The following is a 21685-nucleotide window of genomic DNA, read 5'->3' as shown; positions in this document are numbered from 1 at the left end:
CCTCTTTACCCTAGCGTCGGCAGAGCATCGCCACGCGCCCCGACCCGCCGATCCCGACCCGCAGATCAAGGCCAGACCGATCATGCAAAACGCCTCATTCGCCGGACGCTTCACGGTGGGAACCCGCATTTACGTCGGCTTCCTCCTGATCCTTGCCCTGTTGGGAGCGGTCGCGTTCTTCGGCGTCCGCGCCATGACCGACATCGACGCGCGGTTCGGGCGCTATTCGACCATCTCCAACAACTCCCTGCGGTTGAGCGAGGCTGAGTTTGAATTGGCCGACCTGCGCCGCACCATCGTGACCTACTCGTTCAACGGCAACAACGCGTTGATCGAACCGATCCGCAACCAGTTGGCGAAGGTGGCCACCACCATGCGCGTCAACCGCGACGCCGCGCTGGATCCCGGTCGCCGCGCCAACCTGGAACGCATGCTCCAGATTCTTGACAGCTACACCGCCAATTTCGCCAAGCTGGTCGACGTGCGGGAGCGGCGCGACGATCTGGTCGAGAAGGATCTGAACCCGAGCGGCACCAAGGCGCGCGAAGCCATCAGCCAGATGATCGCCAGCGCCACCGCCGACGGCGACCTCGACTCCGCCTCCGCGTCCGGCTTGGCGGTGGAAAAGCTGATGCTGGCGCGCATCAGCGCCCAACGCTTCCTGACCGAGCCGAATCAGAAATACATCGACGAGGCGCGCGGGCGGAACGACACCCTGCGCACGACACTGGCCACACTGGTGGAACGCCAGTCCAACCCGGCCCGGCGCAAGCTGGCGGAAGAGGCGGTTCAGCAGACCACCCGCTATCTGGATGTGTTCGCCCGCCTCGTGTCAGTGGTGAACGACACCCAGACGCTGGCCTTCACCACCATGCCCGCCGAAGCCGAAGAATTCGCCGCGCTGGCCGCCAAGACGCTCGCCTCGCAAAACGAATCGCGCAAGGCGGTGCAGAGCGACATGGAAGCGACGATGGCGCAGACCACCACCTTCGTCACCGCCGTTGCCCTGGTGGCGTTCGTCGTTGGTCTGCTGGTCGCCTTCCTGACCGCGCGTTCCATCGTGCGGCCGGTGGTGTCGATGACCGGGGCGATGACCGATCTGGCGGCGGGCAATCTGTCCGTCGCCATCCCGGCGCAGGAAAACCGTGACGAGATCGGCCAGATGGCCAAGGCGGTCCAGGTCTTCAAGGACAACGCCATCGAGAAACAGCGGATGGACGAGGCCGAACGAGCTCGTCTGGAGGCGGAACGCCAGGCCACCGAGGCCCAACGCGCCCGCGAACAGGCCATCGGCCAGGAAATCGCCAGTCTGATCGACGCGGTTTCGAAAGGCGATCTGGAACGCCGGATCGATCTGGCGGGCAAGGATGGCTTCTACAAATCCATGTCGGAGGGGATCAACCGCCTGACCGACACCGTGCAAAGCGTCATCGCCGATCTGGGCGAGGTGTTGAGCGCGCTGGCCCAGGGCGACCTGAACCGCCGCGTCACCCGCGATTACCACGGGGCGTTCCAGCGGGTGAAGTCGGACGTCAACGCCACCTCGGCCAAGCTGGCGGAGATCGTCGGCGAGATCACCGCGTCGGCCAACACCATCGCGTCCGCCGCCGCCGAGGTCTCGCTCGGCTCCTCCGATCTGGCCGAGCGCACCGAACAGCAGGCCAGCAGCCTGGAGGAAACCGCCGCCAGCATGGAAGAGCTGGGGGCGACCGTGCGCTCCAACGCCGAAAACGCCCAGCGCGCCAACGTGATGGCGGCCGAGGCCCGCACCGCCGCCGAATCGGGCGGTGGCGTCGCCGGATCGGCGATCGAGGCAATGAAGCGGATCGAGGACTCCAGCCGCAAGATCACCGACATCATCGGGGTGATCGACGAGATCGCCTTCCAAACCAACCTGCTGGCGCTGAACGCGGCGGTGGAGGCGGCGCGCGCGGGCGACGCCGGGCGCGGCTTCGCCGTGGTGGCGCAGGAGGTTCGGCAACTGGCCCAGCGCTCCGCCCAGGCGTCGAAGGAGATCAAGGGTCTGATCACCGACAGCGACGCCCAGGTGAAGGATGGCGTCGATCTGGTGAAGAAGGCGGGCGACGCGTTGGGCGGCATCGTGTCGGGCGTGCATCAGGTGGCGACGCTGATCTCCGAAATGGCCTCGGCCTCGGCGGAGCAGGCGACCGCGCTGGACGAAATCAACGCCGCCGTCGCCAACATGGACGAGATGACCCAGAAGAACGCCGCGCTGGTGGAGGAAACCACCGCCGCCGCCCAGGCGATGAGCGGGCAGGCCAGCGATCTGAAGGGCCTGATCGGCTTCTTCCAACTGGACGGGGCCGACGCGGCGGCCCGCCCCAGCGCCGCCGCCCCCGCGCCGCTGGCCCGCACGGTGGCCGCCACCCGTCCGGCCCCGACACGCCCGGCTCCGGCCCGCAGCGCCACCGGCAAGACCGCCCCGGTCGCCCCGCGCGCCGCCGCCAGCAAACCCGCCGCCCGTCCGGCCTTGCGCCCGGTTGCGGCGACCACGCCCCCCGCCGCGCCCAGCCCGTCCACGGTGCTGAAGCACAGCGTCAGCGACGACGATGATTGGAAGGAATTCTGAGGTTTTGCGGTTCCCGCCGGGGGCGCTGGACGCGTTCAACCACGCCCAGCCCCCCGGCGCGGTCGCTGTTACGAATCCTGCCCGCGCTGCTGCACCAGCGCCATCGCGCACACGCCGTTGCCAACCGACCAATCCGAATGGTCGTTTTCGTGCAGAAAAATGAACAGGTCGCGCGGCGACAGGCCGATTGACGCCTCACAATTGGCGGCGATCCGGGCATAGATGTCCCGCTTCATCGCGTCGCTGCGCCCCCGTCGCAGGGTGATCTCCACCACCACCAGCCGGTCGGAGCGGGCGATTCCGTTGAACGTCCGGCTGTAGAAAAAATCCTCAGGGTCATAGGTGGACACCAGATTGAACAGCTCATCCTCCGGCATGCCGATGGCGTCGATCAACGCCTGGTGCACGCCATCGACGATGGCCTTGCGGTTTTCCCTGGACGTGTTTTTGTGAAGGCTGGTGCGGACAAACGGCATGGCATCCTCATGGAAAAACAGGAACGAACCACGCGATTGACGCCGCGTGTCCCCGCTGTTTAGGAAGAATCCGGGATCGGCATAAGCGATTTCACCGCACCGCCTTTGTGAGATAACCTCACGGTATGAAACGCCGTCTTCCTTCCCTGAACGCTCTGCGCGCGTTCGAGGCCGCCGCCCGGCTGGGGCGGATGAGCGCCGCCGCCGACGAACTGGCCGTCACCCACGGCGCGGTCAGCCGCCAGATCCGCCAGCTTGAAGACACGCTGGGCGTGCCCCTGTTCGGCGGTTCCAAGGCCCGTCCCGTGTTGACCGAGGCGGGGCAGGCCCTGCTGCCCGGTTTGACCGACGCGTTCGACCGGATGGAAACCGCCGTCCGCGCCTGCGTCGACTCCGACGGCACCACCCTGGACGTCTCCTGCCTCAGCACCTTCTTGATGCGGTGGCTGATTCCCCGGCTGCACCGCTTCAACACGGCCAATCCCGACATCGACGTGCGCCTGCGCGCCACCGACCAGAGCACGGCCAGCGACCGCTTCGACGTCCTCATCACGGTGGACGAGACCCCGGAAGCCACCCCGACCGACAGGACCCAGCCGCTGTTCGCCGAATGGTTGGGGCTGGTGGCCGCCCCATCCCTGTTGACCGCTGCGCCAACCGGCACGGTGCCGGATCTGTCGTCCCTGCCCCGGCTGCACACCAAGACCCGCAGCAACGCCTGGACGATGTGGGCGGCGCTGACCAACCAGCCCCCGCCCGCCCCCGACCGCTCGGGCATCGAATTCGAGCATTACTATTACACCCTGGAAGCCGCGCTGGCCGGGTTGGGGGTGTGCGTGGCCCCGTGGCATCTTGTGGCCGACGAGGTGCGCGGCGGGCGCCTGCTGGCCCCTTGCGGTTTCCACCGCAGCGGCTACGCCTATGTCGCCGCGTGGCGGCGGCGCAGCCGCAAGACCGACCGCTTTTGCGCGTGGCTGGCGCAGGAGGCCGAATCCATCGCCCCGCCAGCGGACGCACGCGCGCCGTCGATGGCTCCGTCTGTCCAGTGATGCCGGAACAGCGGCGGCGATGGGGCATTCTGATTCTTGACAGCCGGGGCGCTCAACCTGTCAATCTCCAGCGCCCTTGTTTCCTGTGGAGGTGTCGCCCATGCCCCGTCCTGCTTTCGCCGCCCTTCCCCTGTTGATCGCTGGCCTCCTGACCGGCTGCGGGGCGGTCAGCGACACGGCCAGGGTGGTCGGCTCGGTGGTCAGCACGACCGGGTCGATCGTCACCTCCACCGTCGGCACCGCCGCCAGCGCGACCGGATCGGCGGTTGGCACGGCGGCGGGCGTTGTCAGCAGCGCCGGGGAAACCGCCATCGGCGCGGTCCCGACGCGCACGCCCTGACCATGCTTCTCTACGACGCCGCCCATTGGGCCGCCTTTCTGACGACGGCGGTCCTGCTGAATCTGTCGCCGGGGCCGGACATGGCCTTCATCCTGGGCCACACGGTCAAGGGCGGGGCGCGCGCTGGCACGGCGGCCATGGTCGGCATCTGGACGGGAGCCTTCGGCCATGTCCTGCTCGCCGCGCTGGGTCTGTCGGCCATCGTCGCCGCCTCGGCGCTGGCCTTTTCCGTCGTCAAATGGGTGGGGGTCGCCTATCTGCTGTGGATCGGCGTGCAGGCCCTGCGGTCCCACGGCGGGGCCTTCCTCGCCCCGGACGGGTCGGCGGAGCCACCGAATCTGTGGGCGGTCTACCGCCAGGGCGTGTTGATCGACCTGCTGAATCCGAAGGTCGCGATCTTCTTTCTCGCCTTCCTGCCGCAATTCGTCGTCGAGGGGGCCGGGCCGGTGTGGGCGCAGATCCTGCTGCACGGCGTGCTCGTCATCGCCGTCGCCGTTGTGGTCGAACCACCGCTGGTGCTGCTGGGCGACCGCATCACCGCCCGCCTGCGCGGCAACCAGCGGCTGGCCCAGTGGCTGGACCGGACGCTGGGGGCACTGTTGATTGGGTTGGGGCTGCGGCTGGCGGTGACGGAGCGCTGAGGCGAACACCGCTCACCGTCCACCGCCACCCATCCGGTTTTCCACCACCCGGCTTCAGTCGATCAGGTCTTCGACCTCGCGGATGCGACCGTTGTCGATCATGAACTGCACCAGCTCGGGCCGCTCCAACCCCACCTTGCGGTGACGGGCGCGCGCGGCCGCGATCAGGTCGCCGTTGCGGCCCAGCGCGGCGTCGGCGAACTCGATCATCCGCAGATTCGGCCAGGCCTTGCCGCGAATGGCGGCCACCGCGTCCATCGCGTCCGCCGCCGGACGGTCGGGCCGGGCCTGCACCAGCAGCATCGTCAGCGCCGCCGTGGAGCGGGAAATCCCGGCGTGGCAATGGACCAGCAGATGGCGGCAACGCTCCGGGGCGGCCATCAACTCGCGGCCAAAGGACAGGATGCGCTCGACATCGTGTTTCTGCGGCGCGATTTCGCCCGGTGTGGGGTCGATGATGTCGTGAAAGCGGAACTCGATCCGCTGGTGATCGCCATAGGCGGCGAAGGCGGGCGGTTCCGGATGGTCGGGGTCGAGGATCGACAGCACATGACTGACCCCGGCGTTGCCGAACCCGGCCAACTCCTCCAGGCCGCAGACGGTCAAGCCGAACGGAACGAAATCGCGGGCCATGATGCTCCCTTTTCGCAAATGGACGTTCGCACGCCGACGGAATCCCCGGCACTCCCAACCGTCACCGGTGGACGCGCGGGGTGGACCATTGGACGCGCCCCACCCCACAGCGTCAACCGGGCAACCGTTCGTTCACGAACACATCACCGCCGCGTCACGCTCATGCCTCGTCGCTGCCATCCGACTCGTCGAGCGGCGCGGCGCTGGCGGGCGCATCACCGGGGCGCGGTGGGCGCGGACGCGGCGCGCGCACCTTCTTCAGCAGCAGGGCGAAGGGGGCCAACGCGCGGTCCAGAATCCCGGCGTCCCGCTCCAGCCGCGACAGCAGGAAGGCGGCGGCCTCCAGCGTCGACACGCTGTCGCGGCGCGGCTCCTTGCGCGCCTGACCATACATGGAGGTGAAGGATGGGTTCAGCACGATGCGGCGGCATTTCAGCAGCCACGCGTTGCGCCACCACAGGGTTTTCGCCTGGCTCCAGGTGCCATCCAGAACGATGACGCCCTCCAGCCCGGCCAGCACCGAGTCGCTGTCCTTCTGCGGCGCGCCCGCCTTGTCCACCACCACCACCTCGCTGGGCAGCGGAGCGGCACCGGCCTTGGCCGGGCCGAGATACAGCACGCCCCAGCGCTTGTAATCCACCTCGCGCCCGAGGATGCGTTTCAGGTTGGGCCAGCTCAAGCCGATCTTCAGCGCCGAATTGGGGAATTGCAGATGGGCGATCTGCGCCGTGCCCAGATTTTCGCGTTTTTCCTGCGGGTGCTGCAAAACGAGAAGGAAAATGCGAGTCGGGATCGGTTCCACCGCCTCGCACACGCACAAATGCTGAAGTTTTAGGCAGGTCGGGCAAATCTCGGGAGCGGGGGCGGCGGCGCTGCGCATGGGGTGAACAAAGTCCTTACAACAGGGCAAAAGCGAAAACGCGGGTCTGGTTTGAGCCGACTATGGGTTGGATCGGCGCGGAAGGGAACCACATCTCGTGCCCGGTGCGGCGAAAACGCCACAGCCCGCCGAACACGGTCACGGACCTCCCCCCGGTGGTCATAAACCGTTTGTAGAGGATTGCGTGTGTGTGATGGACTTGTGTGACGCTCGTCACGGCTGGCCTGGAACTTGCGTTGTAAAGTGTCAGGCAACCAGGACGGGGAAGGACGGTCCCGACCACAGGGTCGATCCCGGAATGCCCCCGGCGCTCAGAAGGAGATCCGCCATGCTGCCCGCACATCTGGCCGACCGTTTGCTGAAACAACGCCGCGAGACGGAATCGGCGGAGTTTGCCCGGCAACTGCCCCTGCACGCGCCCCTGTCCACGGATGACGCCCGCTGGATGATTGAGCCGGGGATGATCGGGCCGGAGGACGAGGCCACGCCCGCCCCCGCGCCGGATTGGGCCACCCGTTACTGAGCGGTCCGCTCACGTCCTCCTTCGTGCACCGACACACCGCACCAACGGAAAACGCCCCGGCCAACGACCGGGGCGTTCTCATGTCGACACAGTTCTCAAACCCTGTCCCGGGCGCGGCGATCAGCGGGTCTGCTGGATGGCCGACAGGTGCCACGCCCCGCCGATGGGACGGACGAAGGTCCACAGCTCGGTTGCCTCGGTCGGGCGGCTGGCGTCGCCCTCCACCACACGGCCGGTGGCGCGGTCCTTGGTGACGTCGATCAGCGAGAAGCGCATGGCGACGGTGGCGTATTCGACGTTGCCTTCGCGCCAGGCTTCCGACAGATCGCCCTGCAACAGGGTGACGTCCGACACCGCGTTGACGACGCCGCGCGCCTTGTTGTCGGCCAGATCGCCGCTCAGATAGGACAGCATTTCCGGCGTGGTCCGCTGCTTCAGGCCATCGATGTCCTCGCGGCCATAGGCGGTCTGCACCTCGACCAGCAGGCGTTCGAACGCCTCATAGTCGGCGGGCTGGACGCCGATTTCATCGGGCTGGCGCGGCGCGGCGCGGCCAGCGGCCGAACCACCGCCCAAACCAGCGGCAGCACCGGCACCACCGGCCAAGCCACTCAGGCCGCCCAGCGAACCGCCAGCGGTCGGACCGCCGCCGTTCTGCGGGTTCAACCCGGCGTCGCGGTTCAGCGGACCACCGGCATAGGCCGGGGTCGGGCCTTGCGCCGACCGGTTGCGGAAGAAGCGCACCGCCAGACGGACCAGGAAAACGACCAGCAGAACTTGCAGGATGAAGCCCAACACGCCCGCGAAGCTGCCCAGCCCTTCGAAGAAGCCGCCGCCGAACAGCATGGCACCGATGCCAGCGCCGATCAGGCCGCCCATCAGGCCGGACATGAAGCCGCCGCCCTTGAAGAAGCCGCCGGACTGCGCCGCCGCCGGAGTCGCCATGCCCGGTTGGGCGGCGGGCTGGGTGGCCGGAGCGGTGGTGCGCTCCATCGGCTTGGCGGTGGTCGGCGCGGTGGTGGTCGCCGCAGGCTCGCTGTGAGTCCGCTCACCCCGGCTGCCGGAGGAGGTGCTCTTGGACGCGCGCGCGTCGGCGGCTCCCGCCGACAGGGCCACCATCAGCGCCACCGCCACAGCGGTGAAACGGCGGGCGGGCGACGCGGAAACACCGCGAGTCGCCACAACAGAGCTGGAGGAAACGGTGGTAGGTCGGGTGTTCTCGGTCATGATCGCAACAACCATCAGGTCCAGGGATGCGTCAGCACATGGGGATGGCCGCGCGTCCCGTGAAGGGGGGTGGATCGGATTTTCCGACATCAAACCCAATAGCATGTTTTCTGTGACATTCCGTTTTCATACGACACCCGCGCTTGCCCGGTCCTGCGCCGCCATCCGCCTTTGAAATGCCGCGAAATCCCGTCATCATGCGCGTGCTGCGGCGCGTTGGCCGCGCCCCGTTCCCGTTTGCCCGTCCCTTTTCCCCGAGATTCGAACGATGAGCCTGTCGCGCGTTGGCGCCTTCCTGAAAACCGAAAGCGCCAGCGGCGTCGTTCTGATGATGGCGGCGGCGCTGGCACTGATCCTCGCCAACTCCGCCGCAGCGCCGCTGTACGACGCCGCTCTGGCCATGCCCGTCACCGTCACGGCGGGCGGGGTCGGGTTGGACAAACCGTTGATTCTGTGGATCAACGACGGGCTGATGGCGATCTTCTTCCTGCTGGTCGGGCTGGAGATCAAGCGGGAGGTGTTGCAGGGCGAATTGTCGAGCCGGTCCAAGGCGATGCTCCCCGGCATCGCCGCGCTGGGCGGCATGGCCGCCCCGGCGCTCGTCTATTGCGCCTTCGCGCGGGTCGAGCCGGGGGCCTTGCAGGGCTGGGCCATTCCGGCGGCCACCGACATCGCCTTTGCCGTCGGCGTGCTGGCGCTGCTGGGGTCGCGGGTTCCCGCCAGCCTGCGCATTTTCCTCCTGGCTCTGGCGATCATGGACGATCTGGGCGCGATCATCATCATCGCCCTGTTCTACAACCATGGTTTCGTCCCGCTGGCCTTTGGCCTGGCCGTGGTCGCCGGGTTGGTGCTGTGGGGGATGAACCGCCGGGGGGTTCGGTCGCTGACGCCCTATCTGCTGGTCGGGCTGGTGCTGTGGGTGTGCGTGCTGAAATCGGGCATCCACGCCACCCTCGCCGGGGTGGTTCTGGCCTTCGCCATCCCGCTGCGCGGGGCGGGGGCGACCGGGAAATCAGCCTCCGGAACATCGGCGGAGACGGCACCGCTGCTGCGGCTGGAGCACGCGCTGCACCCCTGGGTCGCCTTCGCCATCATGCCGATTTTCGCGCTGGCCAACGCGGGCGTGCCGCTGGACGGCATCACCCCCGCCAGCCTGCTGGCCCCGGTGCCGCTGGGCATCGCGCTGGGCCTGTTCCTGGGCAAGCAGGTCGGGGTGTATCTGGCGGTGTGGCTGGCGGTGCGCGCCGGGCTGGCCCGCCCGCCCGCCGGGGCGTCCTGGACACAGATTTACGGCGTGGCGCTGCTGACCGGCATCGGCTTCACCATGAGCCTGTTCATCGGCACGCTGGCCTTTCCCGATCCGTCCTACGCGGTGTCGGTGCGGTTGGGGGTGCTGACCGGCTCCATCCTGTCCGCCATCGTCGGCTATCTGGTGCTGTGGCTGGCCGGGCGGACCACGGCGGCGCGCGGCTGAGGATTGAAGGCCGGACGATTGAAGGTGGGCCGCTGGATGTCGGGCCGCCGGGCCACCATCTCTTTGGGATCGCCACCACGCCTTTCCGGCCCCAGATTTTTGGCCCATGCGCCTCTCAGGAGCGTCCCGGATGAACACCACCCGCGACCGCCGCCGCGCCTTCACCCTGTCGCCGGACGCCGCGCCCTACGGCGCGGACGGCCTGACCCACGACGATTTCGAACGGCTGGAGCGGCTGCGGCGGGTCGCCCGGCTGATGGACACGCGCTGGCGCATCCCCATCCTGCGCGTGCCGGTCGGGCTGGACGGCATCGCCAGCGTCGTCCCGGTGGTGGGCGACACCGTGACCGCCGTCGTCTCCGTCTGGATCCTGCGGGAGGCGGTGCGCTTTGGCCTGCCCCGCCCGCTGATCCTGCGCATGGTGACGAATGTGGGCGCGGATTGGCTGTTCGGCTCGATCCCGGTGGTCGGCACCGTCTTCGACGTGCTGTTCAAGGCCAACAAGATCAACCTCAACCTGCTGCACGCCCATCTTGAGGAACGGCTGGGCGGACGCCCGCCCGACCCCTGAGCGGGGCCAGCGACCGCCCGCCCACGCTTGACGTGGATCAAGGCGGAAACCGCCCCGCCTGCGGCACTCTGTCGCCCATGAACGCACTCGCCCCCACCCCCGCCGCCGCCCGTTCCACCCACCGTTCCGCCGCCGCGTCGGTGGATCCGGCGTTGCTCGCCAAATATGACGGGTTGCGGGTGCCGCGTTACACCAGCTACCCGACCGCGCCGCACTTCACCCCCGCCGTGGACGCCGATGTCTATGGCGGCTGGCTGGAGGCGCTGGATCCGCGCCGCTCCGGCTCGCTCTATCTGCACATCCCCTTCTGCCATCAGATGTGCTGGTATTGCGGCTGCCACACCAAGATCGTCGCGCGCTACGCCCCGATCGCCGAGTATCTGGGCCATCTGCGCCGCGAGATCGCCATGGTGGCCGACCGGATTCCCGGCCGTCTCGGCGTGCGTCACATCCATTTCGGCGGCGGAACCCCGACCATGATGGCCCCGGAGGATGTCGGGCCGCTGTTCGACCTGCTGCGCGCCCGCTTCGACGTCGCCGCCGACGCCGAACTCGCCATCGAGATCGACCCCCGCACCCTGACGGCGGACATGGCGGCGGCGCTGGGCCGGGCCGGGGTCAACCGCGCCTCGCTCGGCGTGCAGGATTTCGACCCGACGGTGCAGGCGGCGATCAACCGGGTGCAGCCGCGCGAGACCACCGAACGGGCGCTGGACTGGCTGCGCGACGCAGGCATCACCAACGTCAATTTGGATTTGATGTACGGCCTGCCGCACCAATCGGTGGACAGCGTCGCCCGTTCCGCCGAAATCGCGCTGGAGATGGCCCCCGACCGCCTGTCGGTCTTCGGCTACGCCCATGTGCCGTGGATGAAGACCCACCAGAAGAAGATCGACGAATCGGTGCTGGCCGACACGCTGGGCCGGTGGGAGCAGTTCGCCGCCATCGCCGACACTCTGGGGGCCGCCGGGTACAGCGCCATCGGGCTGGACCATTTCGCCCGCCCCGGCGACGAATTGGCCGTGCAGCAGCAGGAAGGCCGCCTGGGCCGCAACTTCCAGGGCTACACCACCGACGACGCCGACGCGCTGCTCGGCTTTGGCGCGTCCTCCATCGGGGCGCTGCCGCAGGGCTATGTCCAGAACGCCGTTCCGTTCGACCAGTACGCCAGCGCGGTGGAGGCCGGGCGGCTGCCGACCGCCAAGGGCATCGCCCTGACCGACGACGACCGCATGCGCCGCGACCTGATCATGCGGTTGATGTGCGACCTGTCGGTCGATGTCGGGGCCATTGCCCAGGCCCATGGCCACGACGTCGGCCTGTTCGACGCCGATCTGGCCGATCTGGCCGATCTGGTGGCCGACGGGGTCGCCACCATCGACGGACGCCGCGTCCATGTGCCGGAATCGGCCCGCCCGCTGATGCGGATCGTCGCCGCCCGCTTCGACACCCATCTGGCCAGCGGGGCCGGACGCCACAGCCGCGCGGTGTGACGGTCGTCATCGACGGCCCGGCGCGGCGACCTCAAAACCGGATCTCAAAACCGAATCTCAAAACCAGAACAGGGCGGACGGTGAACCCCCACCATCCGCCCTGTTCCGTTTCCCCCCTGCCCCGGATGCAGCCGGAGGCACCGGGCCGACGCGTTACGCCGCCACCTCGTTCATGCTGCTCATCAGAAAGCGCAGCGTGTCGCTGCTGAGGCGGCTGGAGGTCACGCCGCTCTGCTGGCTGTTGGCCGACGCCGTGGCCCCGGCAAGCCGCTCCTCGGCGGACACGTAACCATCCTTGTTGGTGTCCAGCGGGTCATAGCTGGTCGACGACGACGCGCTGGTCGATGACGCGCTGCTGGTGCTGCTGGACGAACTGTCGGACGCGGTCTGATCGCTGGTCGATCCCGTGTCGTTGGCGGGCGGCGGCCCCATCGGCGGCGGCGGCGGGCGGTTGTTCTCCGCCGATTGCAGGGCGCTGGTCAGCTCGTCTTCCGACACCGACCCGTCGCTGTCGGCGTCCAGGCTGCTGAACAGGCTGGAGGCGAGCGAACCGCTGTCGGTCGAGCTGGAGCCGGTGGAGGACAGATAGGAGGACAGGGCCGAACTCAGCTCATCCTCGCTCACCCCGCCGCTGCTGTCGCTGTCCAGGCTGGAATAGAGGCTGGAGGCATCCGACGAGGCGCTGCTTGTCTGGTCATTGGCGGGCGGCGGACCCGGAGGCGGTGGCGGGCGGTTGTTTTCCGCCGATTGCAGGGCGCTGCTCAGTTCATCCTCCGACACCGATCCATCGCTGTCGCTGTCCAGGCTGCTGAACAGGTTGGACGACAGGCTGCTGCTGTCGGTCGTGCTCGACCCATTGGACGACAGATAGGACGACACCGCCGAACTCAACTCGTCCTGGCTGATGCCGCCGCTGCTGTCGCTGTCCAGGCTGGAGTAGAGGTTCTGGAAGCGCTGCTGCTGGCCGTTGGCCTCCTGCGCCGCCAACAGGGTGCTGCTGCTGCCGTAATCGAACTGGCTGGAGAAGGAACTGAACTCCGTCGCGCTCAACGAGCCGTTGGAGTCCGAATCCAGGCTGCTGATGAGGCCATCCACCGCCGAGGACAGCTTGCCGCTGCCAACCTTCGACGCGGTTTTGGATTCGCTCAGCGCGCTGATCAGCTCGTCCTTGGTCAGGGACGAATCGCTGTTCGCGTCGGCCTTCGAATAGAATTTCTGAAGCGTCGAGGAGGCGCTGACGCCGCTGTAGCCGCCGGAACCGCTGAGTGAGGAAAGCATGGCCCAAATCCCCCCGGAATAGGATGCGGCGTCCGGCGGTGAGTGACCGAAAGGCGCCCTGGTACCCGTAGATACGCGGGGCGGCCAACGACTCCTGCGCGGCCTTTCGGGAAATTATTTTGGATTTTACGAAAATCCATCCTTACTCGTGCGGCTGGACCCGCCATCCTCACCGTCGGCACCCTCTGGCGTTGCGCGCGCAAATCGGCCAGAGTGACGGGGTCAATCGCGCCTGTCGGGGCCGGGCCATCTCGGCCGGGCCGCCGGACCTGCTGCGGAAGGAATTGGCTTCGATGCTCACGCTCTACACCTTTCCCACGCCCAACGGCCGCAAGGCGTCGGTGATGCTGGAGGAGGTGGGCCTGCCCTACAAGGTCCACCGGGTCGACCTGCAAGCCGGGGAGAACAAGCGCCCCGAATTTGTGGCGACCAGCCCGATCACCAAGATTCCCGCCCTGGTCGAAGAGCTGCCGGGCGGCAAGGCCCGCCGCCTGTTCGGGTCGGGGGCGATCCTGCTGCATTTCGCCGAACGCACCGGCCGCCTGCTACCCGACTCCCTCGACGACCGGGCCGAAGCGATGAGCTGGTTCATGCTGGGCGTCAGCGATCTGGGGCCGACGGCGGTGGACATGATGCGCTTTTCGGTGCGCGCGCCGGAGAAGATCCCCTACGCCATCGACCTCTACAAGGGCGAGTTGATGCGCTGCTACGGCGCGCTCGACGACCGGCTGGCGACGGCGGAGTATCTGGGCAACAGCTATTCCATCGCCGACATCGCGTGCTTTCCCTTCATCGCGGCGGCGGCGGTCGCGGGCGGCAGCCTGCTGGACCGTTTCCCCAACCTGAAGCGCTGGCACGATGCCGTCGCCGCCCGCCCGGCGGTGCAGCGCGGCATGCAGATTCCCGACTGACGCGGGACCACGGCAACGACCGGTCCATCCCCCGCGCACTCCTCGAAAAAAGAAGCGTTTAGAGACATGCCCATCATCGACAAGATCGCCGCGCTGCAAGACGACATGACCGCGTGGCGGCGCGACATCCACGCCCACCCCGAATTGGGGTTCGAGGAAAACCGCACCGCCGACGTCGTCGCCGCCAAGCTGGCCGGGTTCGGGAACATCACCGTCCATCGCGGGCTGGCCAAGACCGGCGTCGTCGGCACGCTGAAGGGGCTGGGGACCGGCAGCGGTCGGGCCATCGGCCTGCGCGCCGACATGGACGCCCTGCCGATGCCGGAGGCGAACGACTTCGATTACGCCTCGCGCCATCCCGGCAAGATGCACGCCTGCGGCCATGACGGCCACACCACCATGCTGCTGGGGGCCGCCCGCTATCTGGCCGAAACCCGCAATTTCGACGGGACCGTTCATTTCATCTTCCAACCCGCCGAGGAAGGCCGGGGCGGTGGCCAGAAGATGATCGAAGACGGGCTGTTCACCCAGTTCGATTGCGAGGAGGTCTATGGCCTGCACAATTGGCCGGAGCTGGAGGCGGGCAAGATCGCCGTGCATCCCGGCCCGGTGATGGCCGCCGCCGACCAGTTCGAAATCATCGTCACCGGCCACGGCGCGCACGCCGCCATGCCGCACCGGGGCATCGACCCGGTGCTGGTGTCCGCCCACATCGTGACGGCGGCGCAAAGCCTCATCAGCCGGGGAACCGACCCGGCCGACAGCGCGGTCGTCTCGATCACCGTGGTGGACGCCGGAACCGCCTACAACGTCATCCCCGACGGCGCGGTGCTGCGCGGGACCATGCGCACCTTCTCCGAGGCCACGCGCAACCGGATCGAGCAGCAGTTTTCCCGCATGGTGTCGAGCATCGCCGAAGGGTTTGGGGCCAAGGCGGTGTTCAACTTCCGCCCCGGCTACCCCGCCACCATCAACACCGAGCCGGAGGCGCGCAAGGCGGCGGCGGTCGCCACCCAGATCGTCGGCTCTGACAATGTGGTGTGGGCACCGCCCCCGACCATGGCGGCGGAGGATTTCGGCTACATGCTGCAACAGCGCCCCGGTGCCTACATCTGGCTGGGCCATGGCGCGCACAGCGGGCCGGGCTGCCGCCTGCACAACCCGCATTACGACTTCAACGACGCGATCCTGACCACCGGGGCCAGCTATTGGGCCAAGCTGGTGGAAACGCTGCTGCCCCGGAGCGCCTGAGCCGCATGATCCGCCGCCGTCTTGCTCCCCGCGTCGCCGCCGCCTTGCTGTTCGCCGCGCTGCCTCTGGCCGCCTGCCAGACCAGCGGATCCGGTGGATCGGCGGGGTCGGACTGGTCCGCGTCCAGCGAAGCCCCCGCCGGAACCGTCTGGCAGGGGGAGCACAGCCGGGCGACCGCCCGCGCCCAGATCGTGGCCCGCAGCGCCCAGGAATGGGCGGATCTGTGGGCCAAGGTGGGGGAAGCGCCGCCGGTCAGCCTGCCCGCCGACCGGCTGGCGGTGGCGGTCTTCCTTGGCCCGCGCGACACCGCCGGGTTCGCCGTGGCCATCACCCGCGCCCAGACCGTGGCGGGGGCCTTGCGCGTCGGCTACCGCGAGCGGGTGCCGGGCCCGGCCGACACGGTGGCGCTGGCCCAGACCAGCCCCTACGCCATCCGCCTGCTGCCGCGCGTGGACGGCGCGGTGGCGTTCCAGCGCGACAAGTAACACCGGGTTCAGACCGTTTCTGACCGCGCGCCCAAAGGCATCACGCCTTCCGCTTGACGCGCCCTCGCCCCCTGTGGTTCAGCCTTCCATACGGGAGCGCATGGAAAAGACCATACGGAGGAACAAGGCATGGCTGGCACCGTCACCCTGACCCGCGAGGACGTGGTCGCAACCCTCACCCTGACCAACACCGACAAGCTCAACGCCATGGACAAGCCGATGTGGCACGCGCTGATCGGCCATCTGGCGGCGTTGGAAGCCGACGATTCGGTGCGCGTGGTGGTGATGCGCGGGGCGGGCGGGCGCTCCTTCTGCCCCGGTGCCGACATTTCGGAATTCGAGAGCGAGCGCAACAGCCCGGCGCAAGGGGCCGCCTATGGCGTGCTGATGGACGAGGGGCTGGACGGGCTGCGCCGCCTGCGCCATCCGGTGGTGGCCGCCATCCACGGCCCGTGCTGCGGCATCGGGCTGGCGCTGGCGCTGGCCTGTGATCTGCGGGTGTGCAGCGAGGTCAGCCGCTTCGGCGTGCCGGTCAGCCGGTTGGGCATTTCGATGGCCCTGCCCGAATTGAAGCTGGTGCATCAGGTGGCGGGCGGCCCGGCCGCGATGGAAATCCTGCTGGAAGGCCGCGTTTTTGACGCCGCCGAGGCCAAGGACAAGAATCTGGTCCACCGCGTCGTGTCGGAAAACCGTTTCGAAGACGAAATCACTGAAACAGTCAAAAGGATTTCCGCCGGTGCGCCGCTGGCGGCCACGCTGCACAAGCGTTTCGTCCACCGTCTGGCCGATCCCACCCCGCTGACCGACGCCGAGATCGCCGAATGCTACCACTGCTTCGGCACCGAGGATTTCCGCGAGGGCTACCGCGCCTTTCTCGACAAACGCAAACCCGTCTTCACAGGCCGTTGAGTCCCTCACAGGCCCGCGCATGACTGCCTCACGCCATCGGCGGTGGTGTTTGCGGCGAATCGCCCCAGAGTAAGACGCACCGCCCCGTTGCCGCCGGTTTGCCCGTCATGCCCCGCGCCGTGTCCTCTCCCTATGTGATCCCCCTGGTCGCCGCCTGCGCCCTGTTCATGGAAAATCTGGATTCGACGGTCATCGCCACCGCCCTGCCCGACATCGCGCAGGCGCTGGGGGAGGATCCGCTGCATCTCAGCTTCGCCATGACCGCCTACATGCTGGCGCTGGCGGTGTTTCTGCCGGTCAGCGGGTGGATGGCGGACCGGTTCGGATCACGAACGGTTTTCGCATCCGCCATCGCGGTCTTCACCATCGGGTCGGTGCTGTGCGGCCTGTCAAACGGGTTGGCCGAACTGGTCGCCGCGCGGGTCTTCCAAGGGGCTGGTGGGGCGATGATGGTCCCGGTCGCCCGCCTGATCCTGCTGCGCAGCGTGCCGAAAGACCAGTTGGTGCAGGCGATGGCGCGGATGACCCTGCCCGCGCTGATCGGCCCGGCGCTGGGGCCGCTGGTGGGCGGGGCGCTCAGCACCTACGCCTCCTGGCGCTGGATTTTCTTCATCAACGTGCCCATCGGCCTGTTGGGGCTGGGGCTGGCCCTGACGCTCATTCCCAACCATCGGGAGGAGAGCGCCGAACCGTTCGACGGTGTTGGCTTCGGCCTGTGCGCCCTGGCGCTGCCCGCCTTCCTGTTCGGTTTTGAGAATGTCGGGCGCGACCTGCTGCCGCCCTCGCTGGTCGTCGGTCTGCTGGCCGTGGCGTTGGCGGCGACGCTGCTCTATCTGCGCCACGCCCGGCGGGTGGACCGCCCGATCCTCGACCCGGCGCTTCTGCGGCTGCCGACCTACGCCGCGTCGATCTATGGCGGGACGCTCTTCCGCATCGGCATCGGCGCGGTTCCGTTCCTGGTCCCGGTGATGCTGCAAATCGGCTTCGGCCTCAGCGCCTTTGAATCCGGTGCGCTGACCTTCGTCGGGGCGGCGGGGGCGTTGACGATGAAGGCGTTGGCCCGCCCCATCCTGCGCCGCGCCGGGTTCCGCCGCGTCCTGTTGGTCAACGCGCTGGTCAGCGGCGTGTTTCTGGTCGGCCATGGGTTTTTCCGCCCCGAAACGCCGCACCTGATCATTCTGGCGGTCCTGCTGGCGGGCGGCTTTTTCCGTTCCCTGCAATTCACCGCGATGAACAGCCTGATCTACGCCGAGGTCCCCGATTCCATGACCAGCCGCGCCAACACGCTGGCCCTGGTGATGCAACAGCTCTCGCTCACCCTGGGGATCGCGGTCGGGGCCACCGCCCTGCATCTGACCGTCACCTGGAGCGGCGGACCGCTCGACGCCGTGGCTTTCGTCCCCGCCTTCACCCTGGTCGGGCTGTTGGCCTGCGTGTCCGGCCTGTTCTTCTGGCGTTTGCCCGCCGACGCCGGGGCCGAAATCAGCGGCCACCGAATCGGCAACGACAACGCGGCCAAATCGCGACTGACCGACGCGGCGGATTGACGCAAGCGGCGGGGCGGCGACTCGCCCGTTTCCCCCCGGAACCGGATCCGGCAAAATCGGGCGGTCCGTTCCAAACGCCTCGCAATTCTGTAAACGCTGCGGGTTCGGATGAGAATAACTCCGGCGATCATGATTAATTTTCGTGCGAATCCCGCGCGGTAGAGCGTGCGTTCCGGGCGCGTTCCCGCTATAAAGATGCATGGCGGCTATGCACCGCCTTCAAAAAATGGGAGGCTCTCCGTCATCGCGCGAGAGGGCGGGACAGTATGATGGATTGGGACAAGCTACGCGTTTTCCATGCGGTGGCCGAAGCCGGCAGCTTCACGCACGCCGGTGAAACCCTGAACCTCAGCCAGTCGGCCGTCAGCCGACAGATCAGCGCGCTGGAGGAAAGCCTCGGCGTTCCTCTGTTCCACCGACACGCGCGCGGCCTGATCCTCACCGAACAGGGCGAGCTGCTGCACCGCACCGCCCGCGACGTCTTCGCCAAACTCTCGATGACCGAAGCGATGCTGACCGAAAGCCGGGAGCATCCAAAGGGACCGTTGCGGGTGACGACGACGGTCGCCTTCGGGTCGACGTGGCTGACGCCGCGCATCAACGAATTCATGTCGATCTACCCCGACATCCAGTTGACGCTGCTGATCGACGACAACGAGCTGGATTTGGCCATGCGCGAGGCGGACATCGCCATCCGCATGAACACGCCGCGCCAGCCCGACCTGATCCAGCGCCATCTGATGTCGATCCGCTTCCACCTCTACGCCAGCCCGAGCTATCTGAAAAAGCGCGGGATGCCGAAGGTGCCGAACGATCTGGACAGCCACGACATCATCGCCTACCCGCCCGACGTGCGCGCCCCCATCCCCAACGTCAACTGGATCATGGATGTGGGCGAACCGTCGGCGGCGCGGCGGCCGATTCTTCAGGTCAACAGCGTCTACGCCATCTACCGCGCGGTCGAAAGCGGTCTGGGCATCGCCGCCCTGCCCGATTTCCTGGTCGATGGCCAATCGAAAGAGCTGGTGCGGGTGCTGCCGGAGGTCGATGGCCCGAAGGTGGACGCCTATTTCGTCTACGCCGAAGAACTGCGCCATTCCAAGCGGATCGCGGTCTTCCGCGACTTCCTGGTCAAAAAAGTGGCAGAGACCCCGTTCTGATTTCAAAACAGGCGCTCTGTTTTTGCGCCCTTGGGAACAGAATTGCCGAAATCAACCCGGTCTTGTCGTCATAACGACATACACCGCGTCGATTTCGGCTTTTTTGTTCGTGGATTCAAACCTCTGCAAGCCATGCGCGTTGCGCATGGTAGTTTTCCGCAAATTTGCCTGGAAACTTGGCAGGGAAATGGTCAAATTTCGATCATTGGATGTTGCGACGCAGCATTCGATGTTTCGTCCCGGAGGCTCCCCTCCGGGGTTGGGTCTCCCGACCCAGCGTCTCCCAGACGTGAAGCCTCCCTGTTCAACTCGCCGCTAATCCAACGGGTTAGCGGCGGTTTTTTTATGCGCTTGCGTCTTTTGTCACTCCGCTCTTGCGGATCGGCGGTTTCTCCCTCAACTGTGGCCATCCGGAACGGCTCCCGCTTGCCCTTCCTTCCGTTTGCCTCTTTTGAGCGTCCTACCCTCCGTCGGAGTCTCCCCATGCTTGACCTGCTCGCCGACCCGAATGTCTGGGCCAGCCTCCTCACCCTGACCGCGTTGGAGATCGTTCTGGGGATCGACAACATCATCTTCATTTCGATCATGGCGTCGAAGCTGCCCGCCCACCAGCAGCACAAGGCCCGCCAGATCGGCCTCGCGCTGGCGCTGCTCACGCGCCTGCTGCTGCTGGCCTCCATCGCCTGGGTGGCGAAGCTGACCGACCCACTGTTCACGGTGATGGGCTGGGCCGTGTCCGGGCGTGACCTGATTTTGATCGGCGGCGGCCTGTTCCTGCTGGCCAAGGGCACGCTGGAGATTCACCACACCGTCGAAGGGCATGAGGAGGAAGGGGCCGCTCCCAAGCTGGCCAGCTTCCAGTCGGTGGTCATCCAGATCATGTTTCTGGACATCGTCTTTTCGCTGGACAGCGTCATCACGGCGGTCGGCATGTCCGATCATCTGCCGGTGATGATCGCGGCGGTCGTCATCGCCATGGCGGTGATGCTCTTCGCCTCCGGCCCGGTCGGCGATTTCGTCAACCGCCACACCACGGTGAAGATGCTGGCGCTGTCCTTCCTGCTGCTGGTCGGCGTGGCGCTGGTGGCCGATGGGTTGGGCTTCCACATCCCCAAGGGCTACCTGTATTTCGCCATCGCCTTCTCGGCCCTGGTCGAATCGCTGAACCTGATGGCGTCGGCGCGGCGCAAGCGCAACGTGGGGCATTGACGAAAAACGGGCGCTGGCGTGATCACACCAGCGTCCGCTTTCCATCAGACTGATGCCGGATCGACCAGCAGAAGCCCAGAGATGCCCATGCTCGGAACCTTGTCAGGGGTGCCCTTGGGAGGGGACTGCAATGGATGGAACGCTGGCGGCATTGACCAGCGGTCGCCGGAACGTTCCTTTGGCGATCTCGTTCAGAATGCCTTCTTTCGACAGGCCAACAACACGTTCATACTCGGCGGTGTTGTGATCGTACCAGGGATTCTGCTTCATGGAGTTGGTAGATCGGGTGTGGCTTAGATGCAACAAAGGTCCCCACATTCGCTCAACCCGTTCACCCAATGCCTCCAGCCGTCGGTAGATCTCAAAATCCTCCCAGCCCCAAGAGATGAAATTCTCGTTGAACCCTCCCAACCGGCTGAAGACATCACGAGCGAAAAAGACCGACCCCCCGTACGAATTCTTGTAAAGCATCGGGTTACGCGGATCGAATAAGTCGATCTGACCGACTGTTAGATGTCGCTCAACACCAGAAATGTAATCAGCCGCAATGTCAAAGAACAGGCCATTGAACGGACAGGCAAGAGCGGCACCACTGCGCACAGCCTGTTGGGCAAAAACATACTGAGTTGGCTCCAGAACAACGTCGGTGTCCTGAACCACCAGGACTGGAGTCGTCGCCGCTTCAGCCATCAGGTTGATTTGCTTGGCCTTGTGGGTGTGAGGGCTGTCATTGCCGGTCAGGTGGATGTAGCCGTAATCCGTCGAAGACAGGCCGAGTTCCTCCATGATGGCAGGCACATCTTGCCGTTCTGCGTTGTCCTCGCAAATCAATATGTTGGTGTGCAGGTGCTTGCGCAGGTAAGACACGAGAATCCGCAGGTTGCGGCGGCGGTCGAGGGATTCGATCCGGCAAGGCACCATGAAGGTGACATCGCTCAGATCCAGCCTCTCGGGGACTATCCGGAATTTCGTGCTCGGCGGGGCGGGTTTTAATCTCAGGCGCTCATCGCCTTTGAGAAACGCTCGCCGAACATGACG

21 protein-coding genes are annotated in these 21685 nt (G+C 66.8%); 15 read left to right on the top strand and 6 right to left on the bottom strand.

Annotated features, from left to right (window positions below):
- Positions 1-82: 82 nt before the first annotated feature.
- On the top strand, positions 83-2590 hold the full coding sequence (locus EJ903_RS19720) for a methyl-accepting chemotaxis protein (protein WP_126618661.1): 2508 nt from the start codon (positions 83-85) through the stop codon (positions 2588-2590).
- Positions 2591-2658: 68 nt separating this feature from the next.
- On the opposite strand, the gene EJ903_RS19715 is transcribed toward EJ903_RS19720, so the two are convergent.
- Positions 2659-3066, bottom strand: a complete 408-nt coding sequence (locus EJ903_RS19715) for a tautomerase family protein (protein ID WP_126618659.1) — start codon at positions 3064-3066, stop codon at positions 2659-2661.
- A gap of 125 nt (positions 3067-3191) precedes the next feature.
- Between EJ903_RS19715 and EJ903_RS19710 the strand changes: the two genes are divergently transcribed.
- From EJ903_RS19710 to EJ903_RS19700, 3 genes are all read left to right on the top strand, one after another.
- On the top strand, positions 3192-4115 hold the full coding sequence (locus EJ903_RS19710) for a LysR substrate-binding domain-containing protein (protein ID WP_126618657.1): 924 nt from the start codon (positions 3192-3194) through the stop codon (positions 4113-4115).
- Positions 4116-4215: 100 nt separating this feature from the next.
- A complete protein-coding gene (locus EJ903_RS19705) occupies positions 4216-4455 on the top strand; it encodes a hypothetical protein (RefSeq protein WP_126618655.1) in 240 nt (79 codons plus the stop codon).
- A 2-nt stretch (positions 4456-4457) separates the two neighbouring features.
- Positions 4458-5096, top strand: coding sequence for a LysE family translocator (locus tag EJ903_RS19700; RefSeq protein WP_126618653.1), 639 nt, complete (start codon positions 4458-4460; stop codon positions 5094-5096).
- 54 nt (positions 5097-5150) lie between these two features.
- Here EJ903_RS19700 and EJ903_RS19695 read toward each other — a convergent pair whose 3' ends face one another.
- Entirely contained in the window at positions 5151-5729 is a 579-nt protein-coding gene (locus EJ903_RS19695; RefSeq protein WP_126618651.1) for a tyrosine phosphatase family protein, read from the bottom strand.
- Positions 5730-5889: 160 nt separating this feature from the next.
- Positions 5890-6609, bottom strand: coding sequence for a tRNA-uridine aminocarboxypropyltransferase (locus tag EJ903_RS19690; RefSeq protein WP_126618649.1), 720 nt, complete (start codon positions 6607-6609; stop codon positions 5890-5892).
- Between the two features lie 328 nt (positions 6610-6937).
- Here EJ903_RS19690 and EJ903_RS19685 point away from each other — a divergent pair, with 328 nt between their 5' ends.
- On the top strand, positions 6938-7132 hold the full coding sequence (locus EJ903_RS19685) for a hypothetical protein (RefSeq protein WP_126618647.1): 195 nt from the start codon (positions 6938-6940) through the stop codon (positions 7130-7132).
- A gap of 120 nt (positions 7133-7252) precedes the next feature.
- Here EJ903_RS19685 and EJ903_RS19680 read toward each other — a convergent pair whose 3' ends face one another.
- On the bottom strand, positions 7253-8359 hold the full coding sequence (locus tag EJ903_RS19680; RefSeq protein WP_126618646.1) for a Tim44 domain-containing protein: 1107 nt from the start codon (positions 8357-8359) through the stop codon (positions 7253-7255).
- A gap of 268 nt (positions 8360-8627) precedes the next feature.
- Between EJ903_RS19680 and nhaA the strand changes: the two genes are divergently transcribed.
- The 3 genes from nhaA (at position 8628) to hemN (ending at position 11897) form a co-directional block, all read left to right on the top strand.
- Positions 8628-9833 carry a Na+/H+ antiporter NhaA gene (gene nhaA, locus EJ903_RS19675; protein ID WP_126618643.1) on the top strand — a complete coding sequence of 402 codons (1206 nt, stop codon included), beginning with the start codon at positions 8628-8630 and terminating at the stop codon, positions 9831-9833.
- Between the two features lie 130 nt (positions 9834-9963).
- The gene (locus EJ903_RS19670; RefSeq protein ID WP_126618641.1) at positions 9964-10404 is read left to right on the top strand and encodes a DUF4112 domain-containing protein; all 441 of its coding nucleotides are present in this window, start codon (positions 9964-9966) and stop codon (positions 10402-10404) included.
- 77 nt (positions 10405-10481) lie between these two features.
- Positions 10482-11897, top strand: coding sequence for an oxygen-independent coproporphyrinogen III oxidase (gene hemN, locus EJ903_RS19665; RefSeq protein WP_126618640.1), 1416 nt, complete (start codon positions 10482-10484; stop codon positions 11895-11897).
- A gap of 153 nt (positions 11898-12050) precedes the next feature.
- On the opposite strand, the gene xopAW is transcribed toward hemN, so the two are convergent.
- Positions 12051-13175 (bottom strand): XopAW family type III secretion system calcium-binding effector, encoded by a 1125-nt coding sequence (gene xopAW / locus EJ903_RS19660; protein WP_126618638.1) that lies wholly within the window; start codon positions 13173-13175, stop codon positions 12051-12053.
- Between the two features lie 293 nt (positions 13176-13468).
- Between xopAW and EJ903_RS19655 the strand changes: the two genes are divergently transcribed.
- The 7 genes from EJ903_RS19655 (at position 13469) to EJ903_RS19625 (ending at position 20647) form a co-directional block, all read left to right on the top strand.
- A complete protein-coding gene (locus tag EJ903_RS19655) occupies positions 13469-14086 on the top strand; it encodes a glutathione S-transferase family protein (RefSeq protein WP_126618636.1) in 618 nt (205 codons plus the stop codon).
- A 66-nt stretch (positions 14087-14152) separates the two neighbouring features.
- On the top strand, positions 14153-15337 hold the full coding sequence (locus EJ903_RS19650; RefSeq protein ID WP_126618634.1) for a M20 aminoacylase family protein: 1185 nt from the start codon (positions 14153-14155) through the stop codon (positions 15335-15337).
- Between the two features lie 5 nt (positions 15338-15342).
- The gene (locus EJ903_RS19645) at positions 15343-15822 is read left to right on the top strand and encodes a protease complex subunit PrcB family protein (RefSeq protein ID WP_126618632.1); all 480 of its coding nucleotides are present in this window, start codon (positions 15343-15345) and stop codon (positions 15820-15822) included.
- Between the two features lie 129 nt (positions 15823-15951).
- Positions 15952-16731 carry an enoyl-CoA hydratase/isomerase family protein gene (locus EJ903_RS19640; protein ID WP_126618630.1) on the top strand — a complete coding sequence of 260 codons (780 nt, stop codon included), beginning with the start codon at positions 15952-15954 and terminating at the stop codon, positions 16729-16731.
- Positions 16732-16838: 107 nt separating this feature from the next.
- Entirely contained in the window at positions 16839-18278 is a 1440-nt protein-coding gene (locus EJ903_RS19635) for an MFS transporter (RefSeq protein ID WP_126618628.1), read from the top strand.
- Between the two features lie 269 nt (positions 18279-18547).
- Positions 18548-19438 carry a LysR family transcriptional regulator gene (locus EJ903_RS19630; RefSeq protein WP_126618770.1) on the top strand — a complete coding sequence of 297 codons (891 nt, stop codon included), beginning with the start codon at positions 18548-18550 and terminating at the stop codon, positions 19436-19438.
- Positions 19439-19921: 483 nt separating this feature from the next.
- Positions 19922-20647 (top strand): TerC family protein, encoded by a 726-nt coding sequence (locus EJ903_RS19625; protein WP_126618626.1) that lies wholly within the window; start codon positions 19922-19924, stop codon positions 20645-20647.
- A 102-nt stretch (positions 20648-20749) separates the two neighbouring features.
- Here EJ903_RS19625 and EJ903_RS19620 read toward each other — a convergent pair.
- Positions 20750-21685, bottom strand: a 936-nt coding sequence (locus EJ903_RS19620; RefSeq protein WP_246015769.1) for a galactosyltransferase-related protein, incomplete at its 5' end; no start/stop codon positions are given.

The organism is Azospirillum griseum (assembly GCF_003966125.1).
GTDB classification, from domain to species: Bacteria; Pseudomonadota; Alphaproteobacteria; order Azospirillales; family Azospirillaceae; genus Azospirillum; species Azospirillum griseum.
The sequence above is the reverse complement of the archived record's forward strand: the minus strand, read 5'-3'. Positions and strand labels throughout refer to the sequence as shown.